Annotated in this window: 18 protein-coding genes; 8 read left to right on the plus strand and 10 right to left on the minus strand. The window is 54.5% G+C overall.

Translation table 11 applies throughout. The annotated features are described in order from the left end of the window. Positions 1-19: 19 nt before the first annotated feature. The 8 genes from OUY36_RS00645 to OUY36_RS00680 are packed head-to-tail and all read right to left on the minus strand — an operon-like array spanning position 20 to position 6,614. Entirely contained in the window at positions 20-1,114 is a 1,095-nt protein-coding gene (locus OUY36_RS00645; RefSeq protein WP_124182250.1) for a PD-(D/E)XK nuclease family protein, read from the minus strand. Positions 1,115-1,150: 36 nt separating this feature from the next. Continuing rightward, positions 1,151-2,155, minus strand: coding sequence for a virulence RhuM family protein (locus OUY36_RS00650; RefSeq protein ID WP_124182256.1), 1,005 nt, complete (start codon positions 2,153-2,155; stop codon positions 1,151-1,153). A gap of 1 nt (position 2,156) precedes the next feature. Next, positions 2,157-2,633 (minus strand): hypothetical protein, encoded by a 477-nt coding sequence (locus OUY36_RS00655; RefSeq protein WP_236095843.1) that lies wholly within the window; start codon positions 2,631-2,633, stop codon positions 2,157-2,159. After that, entirely contained in the window at positions 2,630-2,992 is a 363-nt protein-coding gene (locus OUY36_RS00660) for a haloacid dehalogenase-like hydrolase (RefSeq protein ID WP_236095842.1), read from the minus strand. Before OUY36_RS00660 ends, OUY36_RS00655 begins: the two co-directional genes overlap by 4 nt. Beyond that, positions 2,992-4,200 carry a restriction endonuclease subunit S gene (locus OUY36_RS00665; RefSeq protein WP_161973003.1) on the minus strand — a complete coding sequence of 403 codons (1,209 nt, stop codon included), beginning with the start codon at positions 4,198-4,200 and terminating at the stop codon, positions 2,992-2,994. Before OUY36_RS00665 ends, OUY36_RS00660 begins: the two co-directional genes overlap by 1 nt. Next, positions 4,190-5,713, minus strand: a complete 1,524-nt coding sequence (locus OUY36_RS00670) for a type I restriction-modification system subunit M (RefSeq protein ID WP_124182248.1) — start codon at positions 5,711-5,713, stop codon at positions 4,190-4,192. The genes OUY36_RS00665 and OUY36_RS00670 overlap by 11 nt, the downstream gene beginning before the upstream one ends. A gap of 3 nt (positions 5,714-5,716) precedes the next feature. After that, positions 5,717-6,394, minus strand: coding sequence for a restriction endonuclease subunit S (locus tag OUY36_RS00675; protein ID WP_236095841.1), 678 nt, complete (start codon positions 6,392-6,394; stop codon positions 5,717-5,719). Continuing rightward, entirely contained in the window at positions 6,333-6,614 is a 282-nt protein-coding gene (locus OUY36_RS00680; protein WP_003084165.1) for a hypothetical protein, read from the minus strand. Before OUY36_RS00680 ends, OUY36_RS00675 begins: the two co-directional genes overlap by 62 nt. Before the next feature lie 420 nt (positions 6,615-7,034). Here OUY36_RS00680 and OUY36_RS00685 point away from each other — a divergent pair, with 420 nt between their 5' ends. The 3 genes from OUY36_RS00685 (at position 7,035) to OUY36_RS00695 (ending at position 8,244) form a co-directional block, all read left to right on the plus strand. After that, positions 7,035-7,217 (plus strand): hypothetical protein, encoded by a 183-nt coding sequence (locus tag OUY36_RS00685; RefSeq protein ID WP_124182247.1) that lies wholly within the window; start codon positions 7,035-7,037, stop codon positions 7,215-7,217. Between the two features lie 158 nt (positions 7,218-7,375). Next, complete coding sequence (locus tag OUY36_RS00690) at positions 7,376-7,639, plus strand: BPSL0761 family protein (RefSeq protein WP_003084177.1); 264 nt, start codon at positions 7,376-7,378, stop codon at positions 7,637-7,639. Between the two features lie 2 nt (positions 7,640-7,641). After that, a complete protein-coding gene (locus tag OUY36_RS00695; protein WP_124182246.1) occupies positions 7,642-8,244 on the plus strand; it encodes a DUF6088 family protein in 603 nt (200 codons plus the stop codon). Positions 8,245-8,365: 121 nt separating this feature from the next. Here the strand turns inward: OUY36_RS00695 and OUY36_RS00700 are convergent, their stop codons facing one another. Beyond that, entirely contained in the window at positions 8,366-8,914 is a 549-nt protein-coding gene (locus OUY36_RS00700; RefSeq protein WP_003291355.1) for a hypothetical protein, read from the minus strand. A gap of 404 nt (positions 8,915-9,318) precedes the next feature. Between OUY36_RS00700 and OUY36_RS00705 the strand changes: the two genes are divergently transcribed. The 3 genes from OUY36_RS00705 (at position 9,319) to OUY36_RS00715 (ending at position 15,358) form a co-directional block, all read left to right on the plus strand. Continuing rightward, the gene (locus OUY36_RS00705; protein ID WP_003291356.1) at positions 9,319-9,786 is read left to right on the plus strand and encodes a hypothetical protein; all 468 of its coding nucleotides are present in this window, start codon (positions 9,319-9,321) and stop codon (positions 9,784-9,786) included. Then, positions 9,783-12,230, plus strand: a complete 2,448-nt coding sequence (locus OUY36_RS00710; RefSeq protein WP_236095840.1) for a hypothetical protein — start codon at positions 9,783-9,785, stop codon at positions 12,228-12,230. The genes OUY36_RS00705 and OUY36_RS00710 overlap by 4 nt, the downstream gene beginning before the upstream one ends. 68 nt (positions 12,231-12,298) lie before the next feature. Beyond that, complete coding sequence (locus tag OUY36_RS00715; protein ID WP_175563952.1) at positions 12,299-15,358, plus strand: hypothetical protein; 3,060 nt, start codon at positions 12,299-12,301, stop codon at positions 15,356-15,358. Between the two features lie 17 nt (positions 15,359-15,375). On the opposite strand, the gene OUY36_RS00720 is transcribed toward OUY36_RS00715, so the two are convergent. Then, positions 15,376-15,531, minus strand: a complete 156-nt coding sequence (locus tag OUY36_RS00720; RefSeq protein WP_430703471.1) for a helix-turn-helix domain-containing protein — start codon at positions 15,529-15,531, stop codon at positions 15,376-15,378. Positions 15,532-15,736: 205 nt separating this feature from the next. Between OUY36_RS00720 and OUY36_RS00725 the strand changes: the two genes are divergently transcribed. Both OUY36_RS00725 and OUY36_RS00730 read left to right on the plus strand, forming a co-directional pair. Next, the gene (locus OUY36_RS00725; RefSeq protein ID WP_003282466.1) at positions 15,737-15,970 is read left to right on the plus strand and encodes a hypothetical protein; all 234 of its coding nucleotides are present in this window, start codon (positions 15,737-15,739) and stop codon (positions 15,968-15,970) included. Beyond that, a complete protein-coding gene (locus tag OUY36_RS00730; protein ID WP_003282465.1) occupies positions 15,963-17,123 on the plus strand; it encodes an Arm DNA-binding domain-containing protein in 1,161 nt (386 codons plus the stop codon). The genes OUY36_RS00725 and OUY36_RS00730 overlap by 8 nt, the downstream gene beginning before the upstream one ends. Positions 17,124-17,125 lie beyond the last annotated feature (2 nt).

Consider the following 17,125-nt stretch of genomic DNA (forward strand, 5'->3'; position numbering starts at 1 on the left):
AATCTGACAGACAATGTAATTAAGCCTCAGTGTGCTGACCGACTTGCGCACGTATTCCGTTTTCGAAAGTCATCAGCAGCTTCATTTTCTCAACGATCAGGCCAAGCACTTCCTCTTCATCAAAGTGATCCAGCACCCAGCTAAAACCCAAGATGCTGTTGTTCTTCCCCTCACTCCATACCTTGGTTTCGTTACCCGTGAAGAGCTTTCGGCCCTGCTCTTGCAGCGTCTCATCAACATCACACAGGTATACCCGTACCGATGGCTTCATCGTGCTGTTCGCACCGCTCAGGTAGAGCACAACGTCGGACCACGTTTTCCAGTTGTCAGAGGCATAACGCAGTGCGGGGCCATTCTTCCAATTGTGCCGCCGGGTATAACGCGCATAGCCGGGCACCTCGGCATCGAGCTTGTCGAGCACCTTAGCGTCGAGGGCATCAATGACCTGGTCCTTGAGGCGTGTCAGCTTGTTGATTTGATGTAGGTGCTCGATAACAAAGTTGACGGCTTTGGCGTCCATGGCCTTCTCCACAGTGATGTTTTCCAGATGCAGCAGGAAGTCGCGGGCAAACACCTGCCACTTATCTACAGGATGAGTCATCATGCGCTGAGCCAGTTGCTGACGTGCAGCGTCAATAAATTTCGCATAACTCAAGCCATGCCATGCGACCCGCACGCTTTTGCCTGATGGTGAGAGCACGGCATAAACCAGCGGGCGCTCACCGTCATTGAGTTTGCGCTGAGCGAAGGCTTCATAGTCGGCAAAGGGGTTCACTTGTCCGTGGAAAATCTTGTTTTCCAAGAGCAGATCCCATCCATCACCGGGGAGCACCAGGTCGATACGGTTGCTGTTATGGGTGACCACCTCGCGCTGGGGCGCCGCTCGCAAACTAGGCGTCAGCATTGAGGTATTGGGCAGGCAATTCAGCAGCGCAGTGAGGAAGCACTCTTCCAGTCCATGCACCTGCGCTGGATTGAGGAAGAACGCCAGCAAATCCGTGGTGGGGTTTTCGTAATAGCCGCGCCCACCCAAGGCAAAAATGCTCGGCTCTCGCTCAGGCTGATAAAAGCGCTCGGCCTTCGCCAGCAGTGCGCGCAGTTGTTCCAAATCCATGGTGTAACTCCCTGATCGAGTGAGCGGGCAATCCGGTCACTTGGATTTCTTCTTTGCACTCAGGCGCTTTTCCAGACGTTCGAGCTCTGCCAGCTCTTGAGCATCGGCGGCCAAAGCCTCGGCGCTGCGGCGGTGTTGGTCAAACGTCTCATAACGCTCATGTGCCACCTGCTTCATCTGCTCGTGGCTGATGCTGCCGGCAGTGCGTAGCAGCGGTTGCTCGTTGAAGGCCATAAAGCTGTCGATGTATTGCCGCCAATCGGCGAGCATCAAGTGCTTACGCTGCTCGGCGCGTAGCTCAGCGAAGTCGAGGAACATGCCGACCAAGCGATTGAGCTGGTCTAGTTCCTCGGCATTCAGGTAGTTCTTGGCCACCACAACATCGGCCTTGCGTACCCGGTCGCCCTTGAAACTAAGCAGGTTCATATTGGGTGCGCTGGCATCGGCGCGCTGCACGATCAGTTCGGCGGCGGTGTGGCCGGTAACGGCGAAGAACAGCTTGTTCTGCACTTCGGCAAACAAGCGGGCGGTGTCCTGCTCATTGGCGCGGTAATCCTCGGCCAGGGAGAAGAGATCACGTACCTTTTGGTAGAAGCGCTTCTCCGAGGCCCGTATGTCACGGATGCGCTTGAGCAGCTCATCGAAGTAGTCCCAGCGGGGCTCCTTCAATCGGGCATCGTCCATCACGAAGCCCTTCTGCAGGTACTCACTCAGAGTGCGGGTGGCCCACTGACGAAACTGGGTGCCACGCGTTGAGCGCACCCGGTAGCCCACAGCGATGATCATCGGCAGAGCGTAGAGGTGGGTCAGGTAGTCTTTGCCATCGGCGGCAGTAGTAAACTTCTGGTTTACAACTGCCCCTTCAGCCAGCTCCCCATCAGCGATGATGGCCTGGATATGCTTGCCGATATTCTGTTTGGTGGTCTGGTACAGCTCGGCCATTTCCAGTTGCGTCAGCCAGACCTGACCATCCATTTCGCGCAGGGTGAACTGCGCCAGACCATCGTCCGTGCTGTAGAGAATCAGGTCGCCACTTGCCATATCAGCCATTAGCCTCCGCAATGGTGCGGTCTGCTACCACCTTGTCGATCATCGCCTTCACAGCGCGGTCGATAGCCGAACCATTGGTGTAGTCGGCGGTGGTGGCCAGATTGGTTCGGCCTTCCTCGACCAGCTTGAGCGCCTTATCACGGGCGCCGCGCTTACCCTTGCCGTAGACAGCAATCGAGTGGCCACCCTGGTTCTTGACCAGACGCATGGAGGGGATGTCGGTTTCGCCGTCGCCGATAAACACCATATTGCTGAACGGTACAGGTCGCTCGGCGGGCTCGACGAATTTGTTGATTACCGAGTTATCGTGCACATCCAGACTGCCCTTGTTGATGCGGAACAGATACTGGGTCTTGGTGGTGTAGTTCACTGCCAAGGCTGGCCAGTGCGCGACATCGTTATGGTCGTACATAAAACCCGAGGCATAGACGCGAGTGAAGTACTTGTTGATCGGGGTGCCCTCGATCATCTCGCGCAGCCCGACGAGATGATGAAGTGCTCGACCTTGACGCCTTTGGTCCGACCATATTCGGTGATGCGTTTGAACCAGTCCTGGACACCCGGAAATAGCTGGATATGTGCGCCGAAATCGGCAAAGTTCTTTTTACGCACCGAGACCTTGGCGGTGTTCGCACGCTCGATCATTAACCGCATATAGGCCAAAATTTCGTCCACCTGCTGCTCCTGGGCCATCGCCTTGGCCTCGCGCCAAAAATCGGCAGGCTTGATGCCCAGTGCTGGCACAAAGTCGTACTCCTGCATATTGCCGGGGGACAGGGTGCCGTCGAAGTCATAGGCGATCACGAAGGGGACGTGCTTCTTGGCCATCAAGCTACCTCCAGTTCATCTAGATTCACACGGCGCTCGCCGGTAAGCAGCTGTTGCATCAGAGCCTTTTTCTCTTGCTTAAAACAAGCGAGTTTTCTTTTTAGGGTTTTAATTTCTTGCTCGGCAGTGGTGAGCACTACAGCGATTTTTGCCTGCTCTCCAAGAGTAGGCAGAGGTATTTTTAGCAAGCTCAAATCATTAAGGTATATCCGCACGCGAACGCTACCGTTACCAGCATTGCGCATGTAGTTCGCCCATGGTTCCGCTTGCCGAAAATGATCAAAGTACGAGCCGAGCAGCAACTCTTCATTGCAACTGAATACCACATAGTCGGGGCTTACAAGGCAATCGCTATCTCCCGACCAGCGGCAAATTGATCCGACATTGATACGCATCGGGTTGTAGGCAAACCAGCCGGTTTTAACAACTTTATAACGATCGATGGATTTGCCAATGGTCTCTGCGCGCATCGGAATCATTCCCTCAATCTTATTGACCGACATGATTCTGTCAGCGCCCTGAGTAAGGCTTGAGTTGCGTAGATTGGAGCCTAGCAGGCAGCTAGTTAGTGGCAGTTTTCTCCACTGACTGTCGAAGCCGGGCAGGCGTTTTTTGCCGGTCAAAAGCCACTGCATCAGCGCCTTTTTCTGCTGTTGGCTATTTTCTAACGACTGCTCAGTGATTGCGATGGCTTGATCCCAAGTAGCAAGGATTTTGGCAATTTTCTTTTGTTCTGAAAGCGGGGGTAGAAGGATTTTGACTTTTGAAAGTTCTTTCTGGCCTATATTTGCTCGAACAGCACCTTGACCTAGTTTTACTACTTGGGATCTATAGCTATCGGCCAGGAATGCTTGTGTTGAAAATTCAGCAGATAGAAAATTTTTGTCTGGTCGCCCTCTAATTACAAATCCGCCAAATGTCGCAGTGGCATTATCCATATACACAGCTGCAGTTGCGATCTCATCGAACGTTTCCGAGGTTCTATTGAATAAAATGTCGCCAAATTCAAGTCGGTAATCATTCAGTTCTCTTTCTGAGACTTTAACTCGCCCAATTATTTTGTCTTCTGTAAGTATGTTGCTTCTGAGAATATCCATAACGTTGACGAATTTATGTCCATCCCCATACTGCTCTTTCTCTGTGTTTAGGCCGTTTTTGAAAGTCATTAGACTCCCAAGGTGAACCTGTTTCCAGCCTTCAGGCACCATAACCCAACTCCTGCAGATACCCATCCATCTGCTCTTCCAATTTAGCTAGTTGCGCTTTGAGCTGTTTGCGCTCGGCGCGCATGGCTAGCAGATCGATCTGTTCTTCTTCCTCGAATGTATCCACATAGCGCGGGATATTCAGGTTGTAATCGTTGTCGCGAATTTCCTGCAGGCTTGCGCGATGGCTATATTTTTCCGAATTGATGCGGTGGCGGTAGGTGATCAGGATATTGTTGATCTGCTCTTCACCCAGAACGTTCTGGTTTTTACCGGACTTGAAGTCGCGGCTGGCGTCGATAAACAGTACGTTTTCATCGGTCTTGGCTTTGCTGAAAACCAGAATCGCGGCGGGAATGCCGGTGCCGTAGAAGAGCTTCTCCGGCAGGCCAATCACGGCATCCAGCAGGTTCTCCTCGATTAATTGCTGGCGGATCTTGCCCTCGCTGGAGCCGCGGAACAGCACGCCGTGAGGCACGATCACCGCCATGCGTCCTGTCTTGGTTTTCAGGGTTTCGATCATGTGCAGGATAAAGGCGAAGTCGCCCTTGGTTTTCGGCGGAATGCCGCGCTTGAATCGTCCGAACTGATCATGCTCAGCTTCGTCATGGCCCCACTTGTCCAGCGAGAACGGCGGGTTGGCAGTGACGACATCGAACTTCAGCAATTGCCCGTTGGTGTCGAGCAGCTTGGGATTGCGCAGGGTGTCACCCCACTCAATCTTGTGGTTGTCCTCGCCGTGGAGAAACATGTTCATCTTAGCCAGCGACCAGGTTGAGCCGATCGCCTCCTGGCCATAGAGGGCGTATTGCTTGCTGTTGTGATGCTCACGCACCTTGCGCCCGCACTTCATCAGCAGCGAGGCCGAGCCGCAGGCCGGGTCGCAGATGCTGTCGCCCGGCTGCGGGTCGAGCAGCTCGGCGATCAGCTCGGAAACTTCCGGTGGGGTGTAGAACTCACCAGCTTTCTGCCCGCCGCTGGCGGCGAAGTTTTTGATCAGGTACTCGTAGGCGTTGCCGATCACGTCCAGGCTGCCGACGCGGGATGGTTTGAGGTCGAGCTCTTCACGGGCGAAGTCTTCGAGCAGGTGGCGCAGGATGGTGTTCTTCTGCTTCTCCTCGCCCAGCTTGTCGGTGTTGAAGGAGATGTCCTGGAATACGCTCTTGCCGGCATCCTTGAGCTTGGTGCCGTTAGCTTCCTCGATAGCATGCAGTGCCTGATCGATGCGCTCGCCATTGCCCGGCTCATGACGCCGATCGTAAAGGGCATAGAAGCTGGCATTACGCGGCAACACGAAGCGCTCGTTCTTGAGCATCTCCTCGATCAGTTCCGGCTCATCGCCGTATTCCATCCTGTAGCTATCGTAGTGGTCCTGCCAGACATCGCTGATGTACTTGAGGAACAGCATGGTGAGGATGAAATCTTTATAGGTGTCCGCACTGATGGTGCCGCGGAAGGTATCGCAGGCAGCCCACAGCGCCTTGTTGATGTCGTCCTGGTTTACTTTGTCGGTCATGGATCAATCCTTAACTAGGTGCTGGTAAATGCCTTGCAGCATTTGCTCTCTGTTGGTTTGCAGGCGTGCGATCAGCTCATCCTCTTCGTCCCATAGCGCTTGCAGAGCAATCAGCTTCTGCTGAGTGGCGAGTGGCGGAAGGGGAATCTTCATGTCCATCAAGGAAGCTTTGCTGATGGCCTGAATCGCACTGCCGCTGCGCTCAAGGCTTCGCTGGCTTTGAGGCAGATTGATGAGCCAGCACAGGTATTCGGGTAAGACGTCCTGTTTTTTTGTGCTGACAATAAAGAACTGGCTGGTGGCAACAACCGGTTGCTGCCCTGTGAAGAGAGCAGCCTTGTTGTTATCGCCACGGGCGATCACCGCGATGTCGCCTGATTGGAGCAGCGGAGGTGAGGTGCGCGCATCCCAGCTGACGGCCGTTAGCGTGTCCGGCTCAATGGCCGAGCTTTGACGCAGATCCTTGATCTGCAGAACACGGATATCACCAGCAGGGTCATGCTCCAACGCGCCTCGGAAGGTGTATCCGGAACGGACATCGGCCACATCGCTCAATTTGAATGACGGGTTTGGCATAAGTAACTCTGGGTAGAAGCGCCATCCTTGGCGCAGGCGTTCATCAGGCTTCGCAGCGCTGATACTGATTTTGTAGCCACTGAGTTTTTTCGGCGTCCAGCCCAAACCAGGCGGCGTCTCCCTGCAGCCGGGTCACCAGCAGGCCGTCGTCAGCGTCCATTGCGGACCGGAGGTTATCTCTAACCTGGGCTGCAGACTGTTGCGTGGCGATGATCCAGGTGGACTCCAGGGCATGGCACCAAGTGCCATAGGCTTTGATGCGGTCATACAGGCCTTGGTAGTTACGCTGCTTACGCAGGTCATAGGCGATTTGGTACAGTTTCATAGCTTTAGCTCTCCTAACGGGTCAGTTATTGCAATCGCGGCAGGCTGCAACCTGCCGCACCTCATTTTTCTCTCCGTACAGCTCGTACTGAGATGATGGCGAGATCAATATCGCCTAGCTTGCTGTTGCTGTCAATTATTTTTATGCAGTAGGAGCTCTATGGAGTCGTGCTTGATTCAGTGGTACGCCCTCTTCTTTCTGCTCTTGCCGGCGCCTCATCTGACCTAGCCGTTAGCGTGCGGCCCGACTCCCGTCATCCACGGCGAGCTGACTCAGGGCCCGGAAAGCAGCGCCTTCATACCCGCAAGCGTGTCGTCCTCATTTCCCAGTCTGGGATCTGACGAAATTTGCGGCATCTGCGTTAGCGCAGCGGAACATCGAGTTACCGTGTGCCTCGTAAGTAATCGGGAGCGGACGCTGATGAGATGGTTTTTCGTGGTGATGCTTTGCGGTGGTGCAGGTCTCTTGCTAAGCGCCCAATATCAAGTACCGCAATGGTTGCTTTGGCTGCTGCTGGCGCTGGGAACCACGATATGGGGCTTGGCCAAGTGGATGGAGCGGCAGGAGGCCAAGCCGGAGCGCGGCCATGATCGTGCACACTGACCCGGATTGGTCTGCATGGGATCTCCCAAGACTGCAGGCTTTGCAGCTTTCTGCTCGGCAAACACTGGTTGGCATTGCACCCTAACTGCGCGCTAGGTGGCGGGCGCTGGCAAGTCAGCAGCCCGGGTCTTTGAGTTCATGATCAGGAGATAGCGAGAATGACCCTTCCTTATGAAAGAACCCGCGCCATCATCAAAACCGAGGAGTTTCTGCGTGAGCTATCTCGTCATACGGGGTTACCGCAGGATATCCGCAGCTATGCGAAAAGCCTGCTCAGGCACTATCCCTCTACGGCCCAGGTTTTCTCGCTGGGACGCCTTGAGGAATGCCTGGTAAACGAAGCGCTTGAAGACGAATACCGACAACGAGTGATCGCCTTCCACCAGCCACTGCTCTGCTCTTCGCTGGATTCGACACAATAGCGATGCCCCGCTCCCACTCTGAACAGTCGGTATCTCACCTCGTCACGCAGCGTGTCAAGCGTCTGCGCAGGGGGAGGCCTTTCAGCATCAGGTGTCTTGCAGAGCTTGGTTCGAGCTCGGCCATCTCCAAGGCAGTCGCCCAACTGGTTCTCCGCGGTGAGCTTGTGCGAGTGTACCGTGGCATCTACATGCGGCCGAAAACCAGCCAATACACCGGCCGGGTTCGTCGTCCTGGGCCTTGGGACTTGCTGAGTGTGATTGCCAGGCAGAGCCGTTGGAAACTGCAGATTCACGGTGCTGATGCAGTGAGGCGATTCGGGCTAAGCACACAGATGCCGGTCATGCCTATCTATTACACCAGCGGCCCCAGTCGATCTCTGTTTATAGAGAAGGCCGAGATCAGGCTCGTGCATGCCGCTCCGATGGTCATGCAGTGCGCAGGAACCAGGGTTGGAGTAGCTATCAGTGCCCTCTACTATCTCGGTAAAGATGGCGCTACTCAGGAGTGCATCGATGCGATTAAAGCAGCACTCCACCCCGGAGAGCTGGCCACCTTGTGGAACTGCAATATGCCCAAATGGATGCGCGTGGCGCTAGCTGAATGAGCCCTGTGCATCAGGTGGTGAGGCCGTCCGTGCGCGGTTTAAAGCCTGACTTCGTGGTTAGTTGGCAGTCAGCCATCTGATCTGACTGCCCGTGTTATCTGCTTTGAAGCGAGTCTGCGCCTTATTGCTGGCTCGCCTTGATCCGCGCTTTGCGGATGTAATTCACTGATACACCCAGCTGGCGTGCAAGCTCGGCGTCGGAAACGACACCAAACGCAGATGCAATTTCAGGTGTTATTTCTGGTAACGGACGTTTGTATGCCTGTATTCCAAGCTCGTGGCGTTTCTTTTTGACTGGAAAGTTACTGATATCCAGACGATCAGCGACCTCCATATCTGGCATCTGCCCGAGCATGGCAATGGCTTCATTGGTCCAGATGTCCTCAAGGGGTTTGAAGCGTTCGCGGGCAGTCTTGGGCTCCTGGATTCTCAGCTCACCTCGCTTTCGCTTGATGCGCTTGATGGAAACTCCGAATTCTTGTGCCAGTTGATAGTTCGTCCTTGTAGCGAGTTGCTCAATCAGCTCAGTCGGCAGCTCAATGTCTTCTGGGTGAAACTCAGGAATGCCAATTGAGTGGCGGTAGCGCCGGACACTGCTCGCTCCAAGGCCAAAGCGCCGCGCTACTTCGCGGTCGCTCATCTTTCCGATGCATGCCTTCCAATCACCCATATGCGTGCTCCTAAAACGAGATGTAGCCAGACAGTTTTGCCTGACCTCGTATTCAGAGTGCGGTCGGACTACCCCTGATTTTCAGGTTGATGCAGTCGGGATTTGATATCGCTCCATTTCTTCGGCGTGTACGGCGCCCTTCTGATTACGGGTTCAGCGAAGCCCATTTGCTAGCTAAACCCGCGCATGCGCGGAAATTTCAGTGCTTTCTTTGATGGCATCGTTGCAGTGTGTTCGGCGATTTTCCGCGCATGCGCGGAATTAGCAAAAGCGGCCGTTGGCAAAGAGGTCAGTCACCACGTCAATTAGCGAACAAAAAATTTCGTCACAGTCCAATTCTCTCCCCTTAATCGGGGGCTCGCGCCTCGCATTGTCTAGTAGTCATATCACTAGAGAGAGGCGTCATGTTGACGATCAAATTACGCGACATCCAAGGAGTGCATCCCGAATTTTCTCGTATTGAGCGAGATCTGGATCTAGCTCCTGTAGGGGTTCCAGATGAGGCACTGATCCCCAAGGCTATGGCCGTGCGCATCAATATGCTCTACCCGTTGGTCGTCAGTAGGCCGGATGCGCTCTGTATCGGCCAGACGACGCTGTATCGATGGCTAAAAACATATATGGATCCAGAAACGCCGGTGCAGTGCATTGAATGGTCGAGGGGGCGAATCAAGGATTGCGCCTACCAACTCGTGCTGATTGAGCGCCTAGTTGCGCCTGCCCTGGCTCAGATTACGCCACAGCAGGTACGCGATTTATATGCGCATATTGAATCTGCAGCGGAGCAGTGGCCTCACGAATATCGCAGCCACGCCCATCTATCTCGGCTGGTCGGAGTAAAACCGCTTAAGGGCTGTGGGGGTGAGAAATGAGCAAGCGTGAAATTCTGCTTAACCTCGCCTCGGAGCAGGGGCAGTCACCTCGAGTTATCGGCGAAATCCTCAATCTGCTTGGTGCTCATCCTGAGCTCATTGACTTGCCACGTGCGATTGATCAGCTCCTACGAGTGCTCCGCGCATGCAGTGTTGGCCTGCCCATTGGTCTTGATAGCGCTGATGACGTCGTTTTGCATGAGGCCTGCAGATGGCTCATTTCCCTATCCCGCCAACCAAATGTCCGAGAACGTCTAGGCGAGCAATTTTGGCTAGGAAATAAAGGGTCGGCGAACAATCCTGTTCTACATAAAGGCGTAAAAACATTCGGATTTCCATACGCCACGTTCCTGCACATATTCAGAGACCACGAAAACAAACAGAACTATGAGCGACTTCTTGCACAGTTGCTCGTCGCATCTCAGAAAACCGCTACTAATCGCTTGCTAGACCAGCGCTATGATGTTTACAAGGCCATCGGCAATCTATGCAAGCTGCAAACCGTCTCAATCGCTTCCGAACTAAATATTTGGGGGAGTACTGAGGAGTTCGTGGCGAGTTGCAGAGGTTTTTTACCTAGTAAGTCAAGGTCAGAGAATTCCGATAGTTTTGCTGCTATCGCCAGATTTGTTCGTTACTGCAACGGCGAGTTGCCACGCGTGGGTGGTGGCGGAGGCGGTCATAGAGGCAAGCGTAAAAAGCAGAGTGTGCCTGAGCTGAACCACTACATCAGTGAGGATACTCGAGGTTTTGTGCTGGGGGATCCCGATGATCCTGATCAGTTACCAGGTCATTACGACGTCATCGTTGGGCATACCGATACTGCTGGGGGTGATCTGGCGCCCGGAGAAATGAGTCCAGCAACCGAAATTTGGGTACTGGACGATGAGGGCTGTGAACGGCCATATGTTGCCGATCTGCTAGGCCAACAAAATGTCGAGGCGCATATTGTCCGTAGCCGACAGTTCCTGCCATTTTCATATAACCAGCTCACGCTGATGGAGTTGCGGAATTTATTGTTTGGTGCCAGCGACCTATTCCACTCGTATCTGCAAGAGCTTTCCTACACAAAAGACCCAACTCCGATCCAGCTCCGAATGGAGGCGATTGTTGCTCTGCATATCAGTCTGTGGCTGGGGCAGTCGACGACGCAGATTATCCAGTTATCCATCGTTGATGACGAGAAAGATGACGCCGATGGTCTGGCATTGATCCTAGGGGATTCGGCGCAGTTCAGTATGGTAGTTAAGCGCCCAGATTTGGCTGGCGATGATCGTTGGCAGGCCTCTTCTGGTGTCCGACCATCGTTGCTGCGAATTCTATTGCCCGATCTAGCTGGTAGTGCCCAGTTGGTAAAACAACTGATCAGGACATTTCCTCACTCAGCCAACCAGGTATTCACTTATCAAACTGAGCAGCTGGACGCCGAGATCAGGGCACTGCTGCTGGAATTGGGTGGGGGGGATCGACGCTATACGCGAGCCAAATTGCGCAGTTATTTGTTCCACCAGATAGTCGCTGATACTCAGGATGTAGCAGCAGCATCCATGCTGTCTGGCGTTGAAATCCCCTCGGCGCAAACCCCGCGCTATTACCTGCAGCTCGATGCCTGTCACCTTCGCAAAATTTACACCACCTCACTGGTAAGAGTGCTGACGCAGGTTTATGCCTGTGCTGGTCTCGCATATGAATATGTCGACCTAAATCCAGACCAACAGGGTGGGGTGGGTGCAACTCATTGCCTGCTGCCTGCAACCATTGCGAGCAATATCAGTGCAATGGCCAGGGTCTTGAGAAGGAAAGCGAACGGGCGTCTCAGCGAGATGGTCGCTTGGCACAACTGTTTCACCCTCTGGACAGTGCAGATGTTTATGTTGGTCACGTCCTGTAGGGCAATCCGCAACCCTCTGATGCTCATCGACGAGTTTGATTCTGTGTTGGGCATGGGTGCGCTGTCAGACAAGGACTCTGACGATCGTCATATGAGTCGGCTGATTTGCATGCCGCCGATGTTGAGGCGGCAAATAACAAGCTACTTCGCGCATTGCGCGTCTATCAGCCGACAATTGATTGGTTATCTGCCACAGGATGAGGAGGATCATCAGTGGTCGCGGGGATTTTTCCTGCAGATTAGCCAGGCTGGAGTGCGCCGGGCTGAGATTACCCCGGGCAATATCTACGACCAGATGGGGCTGGTATCTGGTTACACCACGCATCGGGTCAATGCCCACCGGAAATTCATCCGCACGGAACTCACGGAGCGGGGCTGTCCTTCAGAAGCGCTGGCTGCGTTCATGGGGCACTGGCTCAGGGGTGAGGAGCCTCAGGACGCCTATTCGACGTTCTGCCCTGCGGTATACGCCAAGGTTCTAGATGAGTGGATTACCCCACTACTCAGGGAGCTTGGCTGGTCGGCTCTAAGCAGCCAGTGGGTGACAGAATGAATCTGCCCCGTCTAAACGATCAACAGGGCAGTGTTATCTGGTCGGCTCGGCCTCATGAGCCGGAATGGATGCCCGAGATGCGGGCGCTTCTGAAATCGATTGCCGAGAAGTCCGGGACGGCGTTCGGCAAATGGCTGTTGGGTGAATGCGCCATATCCGGGATCTCGACGACGCACGTCCGTGAACTGGAGGCACAGCTCGGCACAAATCACACGTTGCGCAACGTACTGCGCAGCATCACTCAGCGAGTCCGGGACCAAATCCCAGGATTTCCGCTGGCACGAATAGCCATTGCCGTCAGGCGTGCAGCAAACCCGATCAATCCTGACGTCTACACGGCTGAGCGAATTCAACGCAGCTGCCAACTGATTCACGCCCTGCAGCAGGGTCTGAAACTGGATATCGATGCGCTCAGCACGGATGAGCGCATTGGTCTGCTACTAATGAGTGCGGCCTACAACGGCGGATTGCTCGATGTGGCTCAGCTGAATGCCATGCTCAGCACGACGCCAGACAGCATCGATTGGGTAGCGGGAATTCCCGAGATACGTCTGCCGCTATCGATCCGCGGCAATGCCGTCGCTGAATTTCGGCAGTGGTTCCCTGATCCGGCAACGCTGGCTCTGTTGATACGCTGCGTGGATGATGTTCAAAAAAGCACCGGCAAACTAAAGCGTAGAAATTGGCACATGCGCTGTGTCTGTGCATTCCTGAAGAAGGTTGAGGTACCTGAACAGTATCATCCAGAGAATCCCAGCGACCTGTTTGATTTTCTAAGGATGCAAATGCAGTTGCGGCTGCCGCAGGTGCTGGTGAATTTTGCCTGCCGCAAGGGTTTTGTCTCGCAGTCACTGCGCCCCTCATCCTGGGGCAATATTCTCGGCCTAGATGATCTCGAGGACCCTGCGGGGACTTATGACGATGAATCTGTTTCGGATGTAACTGAGGATAACCCTGACCCACCCGCATGGCTGGAGGAACTGCGCGATCGGATCCGGGACAACCTGCCCATAGAGAGCCCTTTACAAGCGGAGTCTCATGGAGAACTTCCCGGCCTAATCCAGGGTTGGCTTGCCTACATGCTGGGTGGCGCCTCCGCATACGGCCACAGTATTGGGCGAAGCACGATAAAGCGATATACCCAAGTACTAGGCGCAGCACTTTCCTCTCGGTTAGATGGCATAAGCATCTTCGAGCTCGAAATTGATGCGCTGGAACTTGTGTATGAATCCGCACTGGATGCTCAGGCCACAGATAGCAAACGGCGCACCCTGGCCAATGCAGTCCAGGAGTTTCACACGTTTCTGCAGCGTCGTTACAACTACCCGACAATCAGCCCCTACTCAATCCTAGGCATCGGCAAAGGTGTGACCAGGGTGGATGCTCGCATTATCAGCGAGGAGCAGTACAAATTGGTTATGCAGGCGCTCGGCACATGCGGGCTTGAGCTGCGAACGCCACGTCTGGTGACGGCTGCGAGGCTTTTGTTGATCTTGGGGTTCCGGTTGGGATTGCGGCGTAACGAGGCTCTAAAGCTTCGCCTACGTGATTTGCATCTGCCCGAATTTTCAGCAGCGGAGTGCGCGCATATTCAAGCTCGGCAATCGCATATGCGCAGGCTATCTAAAGATGAACAGGCCAGAATAGAGCTGCCCGTTGACCTGCTCATTCGCCCCCATGCACAGCGTGGGTTGAAAACCCAGAATGCGGTTCGGAGTTTGCCGCTGCGTGAGCTGCTTGAGCCCGATGAGCTCACGTTGCTGATCGACTGGTATCGAGAGCGGCAGCAGGAAGAAAGCCAAAATTCAACGTCGGAATTCCTGTTCTGCATCCCACAGCTGAGAACTCAGTGGGTCAGCGAGAGCTGCCTGTTCCCAGCTCTACATGACTGCATGCGAGCAGTCACGGGTTCCGAGTTCCTGCATTACCATCACCTGCGCCATTCCTGCGCTACGTGGTTTTTGCTCAAGTTGATGGGTGCGCAGAATGCGCTATCACCAGAGCTGATTTTCAAAGATCTGCCCCTTACCACTCGCTGGCTCAGAGGTGACCTCAGGTTGCGTAAGGCGATGTTGCCTGTAGAGGGCCCCACCCGGCGAATCGTCCATATTGTCAGTGCCATCCTCGGGCACGGCAGCCCAAAAACCACACTGTTGCACTACGTCCATAGCCTGCCTCAGATCATGGCAATGATGTGGCAGTGGAATCCCCAGAACTGGATATTCAACGCCGCAAACGTCGCCACGATAGCCGAAGTAAGCCAACCCACCATGAGCACTGAGCCCCGTGAAGGCATTTCAGCTGAGTGCGGCGTGCTACTCAACATCATCGGTCGCATTAGACCCCTGAAGGAGCGTAAGCGTGCTCGGAAGAAGGCGAGTCGAGGCCAGGCTGAACAGGTGGCGCAGAACTGGGCGATTGGGCGAATTCTGGCTATCGAGTCGATGCTGGCGTATGCCTCATATGCCGAGCAGACAGGTCGAGCGGTCAATCTCGACTGGGTCGAGTTTTCTGCCGAGGCGCGTGAAATGATGCTTGAGCGGGCACGCTGTATCCGCGATATGCAACAGCGACCGGGAGCAAGCAGCGCAAGCCCTAAACACAGGCTGCAACCTGCTCTGTATGCAGAAGGTTCGTCGTATCTGTCGCTGTTGCCCTCGCCTCCAAAGCATGGTGGGCGTGAGGCTGTGGCCGAGTATGCGCAGCGCCTCTACGACCTGCTCGAAGGCCCCGACAGCGAACGTGCCCAACGCGTGATTGATGATTTTGTTGAGCGCTGCTGGACGACGGAAACCACCCTGCGATTCCAGCGTGATCGTGACGAGGAACATGCTCAGGACTATTTGTGGCTGCTGACTGCCATAGGTATTCACGCTCGATCTATCGAGCTGATCGTGTACGACATCAGCAAACCCAAGGCTGCCAAGTCTTACTGGCGTCAGCAATTCGGAAACACTCGTCGGCCGTTCAGTCAGCACGCGCCAGAGAATAGCGATGTAGCGAATCCACATTTGGGCATCAGGGCGAAACTTGAACTGAAGGGTGAGGCTAAGCAGAACCATCACTCCGGCGCAGCCCTGCGCTACCTGATGCTGATGGCTTCCATCGACTGGCATTTCCGTGCCTGACCAAGTCCGGAGGGCATTCAGCCCTCCGGATCATCCTGCAGTTCCAGCAACTCACCCACCTCACAGTTCAGGTACTGGCAGATCGTCTCCAGGTCCTTGAGCTCCACCCGTTGCGCGGTCTCGTGATAGAGCCGCGTGAGGGTTCCGCGGTTGATCCCCGTGTCCCTAACCACGTCACTTATCTTCAATTTCCGCTCACCGAGTAGGCGAGATAAATGGCACTTGACCATCTCAATCTCCAAAAAATGATCTTCTAGAGATCATTTTGTACTTGCAAAGCCCAAAATGAGCGTTATATTGATCTTTAGGAGATCATTATGAGCTATCAGGAGCTCATAAGAATCCGCTGTCGTTCAATTTAGCAGAGAGGGCATTGCTATGTCTCACACCTATCTGACCACCGAGGAGCTGGCCACGCGTATGAAGTACGACGTGCGCACCATCCGTAACCGCCTGAAGGACTCGGTACTGCTCGAAGGCATCCATTACTTCCGCCCGTTTGGTGGTCGAAAGATCCTGTTCATTTGGGAGGCCATCGAAAAGGACATGCAGAAGCATTCCCGCACCTCCAGTTTGATACCTATGGCCGGCGGAGGCATTTGCCATGGGTAAGATTCGTGCCCGTGCCGACAACGAGAAGTTGTTCTTCGACTTCACTTATCTGGACAAACGCTGCCGTGAGCAAACCACGTTGCCTGATACGCCGGCCAATCGAAAAAAGCTGGAGAAAATCCTTGAGCGTATTGAGGCAGAAATCACGCTGGGAAGCTTCGACTATGCCACTTACTTTCCGCAAAGCAGCAAGGTTCAGGAGTTCGCAAGACTGCGGGCTGGCTGCGCGATATTGAAGACTCCACCATTTAGGGACTTCGCCGAACGCTGGTTCGACGAAAAGCGTGTGGAGTGGCGCGACACACATACAACGACGGTACGTCAGACCCTTGATAAATACCTGCTACCAACATTCGGCAGACAAGAAGTCAGCGCCATCACCAAGGCAGAAATCCTGTCCTTCCGCTCGGCACTCGGCAAAGTTCCCGGGCTGAAGGGGCAGGCTCTGTCAGCGACGCGAATCAACCACATCATGACGCCATTGCGCATGATCCTTAGTGAGGCGGCTGACCGGTTTGAGTTTACTTCACCGTACCTCAACATCAAATCGCTGAAGGTTCCCAAGACCGATGTGGAGCCGTTCACTCTGGATGAAGTGCTGCAGATTCTCGGTGCCGTGCGCGAGGACTTCCGCAACTACTACACGGTGCGCTTCTTCACCGGGATGCGCACGGGAGAAGTCGACGGCCTGCAGTGGAAATTCGTCGACTTTCAGAGGCGGCAAATCCTTATCCGCGAAACTTGGGTCGGTGGCCGGCTCGACTACACGAAGAATGACGGCTCGCAACGCGAAATCGACATGTCTGGCCCGGTGTACAAGGCCCTGCTCGATCAGCAGAAGAAGACGGGGAGTGGTCAGTTCGTCTTCTGTTCTCGGGAAGGTACGCCTTTTTCGTACCGCAACATCAACAACAGGGTTTGGTTTCCGCTGCTGCGTCATCTGGGGCTGCGCCAGCGACGCCCTTACCAGACCCGCCATACGGCTGCGACCCTTTGGCTGGCTGCAGGCGAAAACCCGGAGTGGATTGCCCGGCAGATGGGCCACACAACTACAGAGATGCTGTTCCGCGTCTACTCGCGCTACGTGCCTAACTTGACCCGACGTGACGGAAGCGCCTTCGACAATCTGATCCAAGCCAATTTGAAGGACTGAGG

Origin of the sequence: Stutzerimonas sp. R40042 (assembly GCF_026642215.1) — a bacterium.
Classification (GTDB): Bacteria; Pseudomonadota; Gammaproteobacteria; order Pseudomonadales; family Pseudomonadaceae; genus Stutzerimonas; species Stutzerimonas frequens.

Coding starts and splice junctions, on each gene's coding strand:
- OUY36_RS00645 (WP_124182250.1), bottom strand. CDS start 1,114: ATGGATTTGGAACAACTGCGCGCACTGCTGGCGAAGGCCGAGCGCTTT.
- OUY36_RS00650 (WP_124182256.1), bottom strand. CDS start 2,155: ATGGCAAGTGGCGACCTGATTCTCTACAGCACGGACGATGGTCTGGCG.
- OUY36_RS00655 (WP_236095843.1), bottom strand. CDS start 2,633: ATGATCGAGGGCACCCCGATCAACAAGTACTTCACTCGCGTCTATGCC.
- OUY36_RS00660 (WP_236095842.1), bottom strand. CDS start 2,992: ATGGCCAAGAAGCACGTCCCCTTCGTGATCGCCTATGACTTCGACGGC.
- OUY36_RS00665 (WP_161973003.1), bottom strand. CDS start 4,200: ATGGTGCCTGAAGGCTGGAAACAGGTTCACCTTGGGAGTCTAATGACT.
- OUY36_RS00670 (WP_124182248.1), bottom strand. CDS start 5,713: ATGACCGACAAAGTAAACCAGGACGACATCAACAAGGCGCTGTGGGCT.
- OUY36_RS00680 (WP_003084165.1), bottom strand. CDS start 6,614: ATGAAACTGTACCAAATCGCCTATGACCTGCGTAAGCAGCGTAACTAC.
- OUY36_RS00685 (WP_124182247.1), top strand. CDS start 7,035: ATGAGATGGTTTTTCGTGGTGATGCTTTGCGGTGGTGCAGGTCTCTTG.
- OUY36_RS00690 (WP_003084177.1), top strand. CDS start 7,376: ATGACCCTTCCTTATGAAAGAACCCGCGCCATCATCAAAACCGAGGAG.
- OUY36_RS00695 (WP_124182246.1), top strand. CDS start 7,642: ATGCCCCGCTCCCACTCTGAACAGTCGGTATCTCACCTCGTCACGCAG.
- OUY36_RS00700 (WP_003291355.1), bottom strand. CDS start 8,914: ATGGGTGATTGGAAGGCATGCATCGGAAAGATGAGCGACCGCGAAGTA.
- OUY36_RS00705 (WP_003291356.1), top strand. CDS start 9,319: ATGTTGACGATCAAATTACGCGACATCCAAGGAGTGCATCCCGAATTT.
- OUY36_RS00710 (WP_236095840.1), top strand. CDS start 9,783: ATGAGCAAGCGTGAAATTCTGCTTAACCTCGCCTCGGAGCAGGGGCAG.
- OUY36_RS00715 (WP_175563952.1), top strand. CDS start 12,299: ATGCCCGAGATGCGGGCGCTTCTGAAATCGATTGCCGAGAAGTCCGGG.
- OUY36_RS00725 (WP_003282466.1), top strand. CDS start 15,737: ATGTCTCACACCTATCTGACCACCGAGGAGCTGGCCACGCGTATGAAG.
- OUY36_RS00730 (WP_003282465.1), top strand. CDS start 15,963: ATGGGTAAGATTCGTGCCCGTGCCGACAACGAGAAGTTGTTCTTCGAC.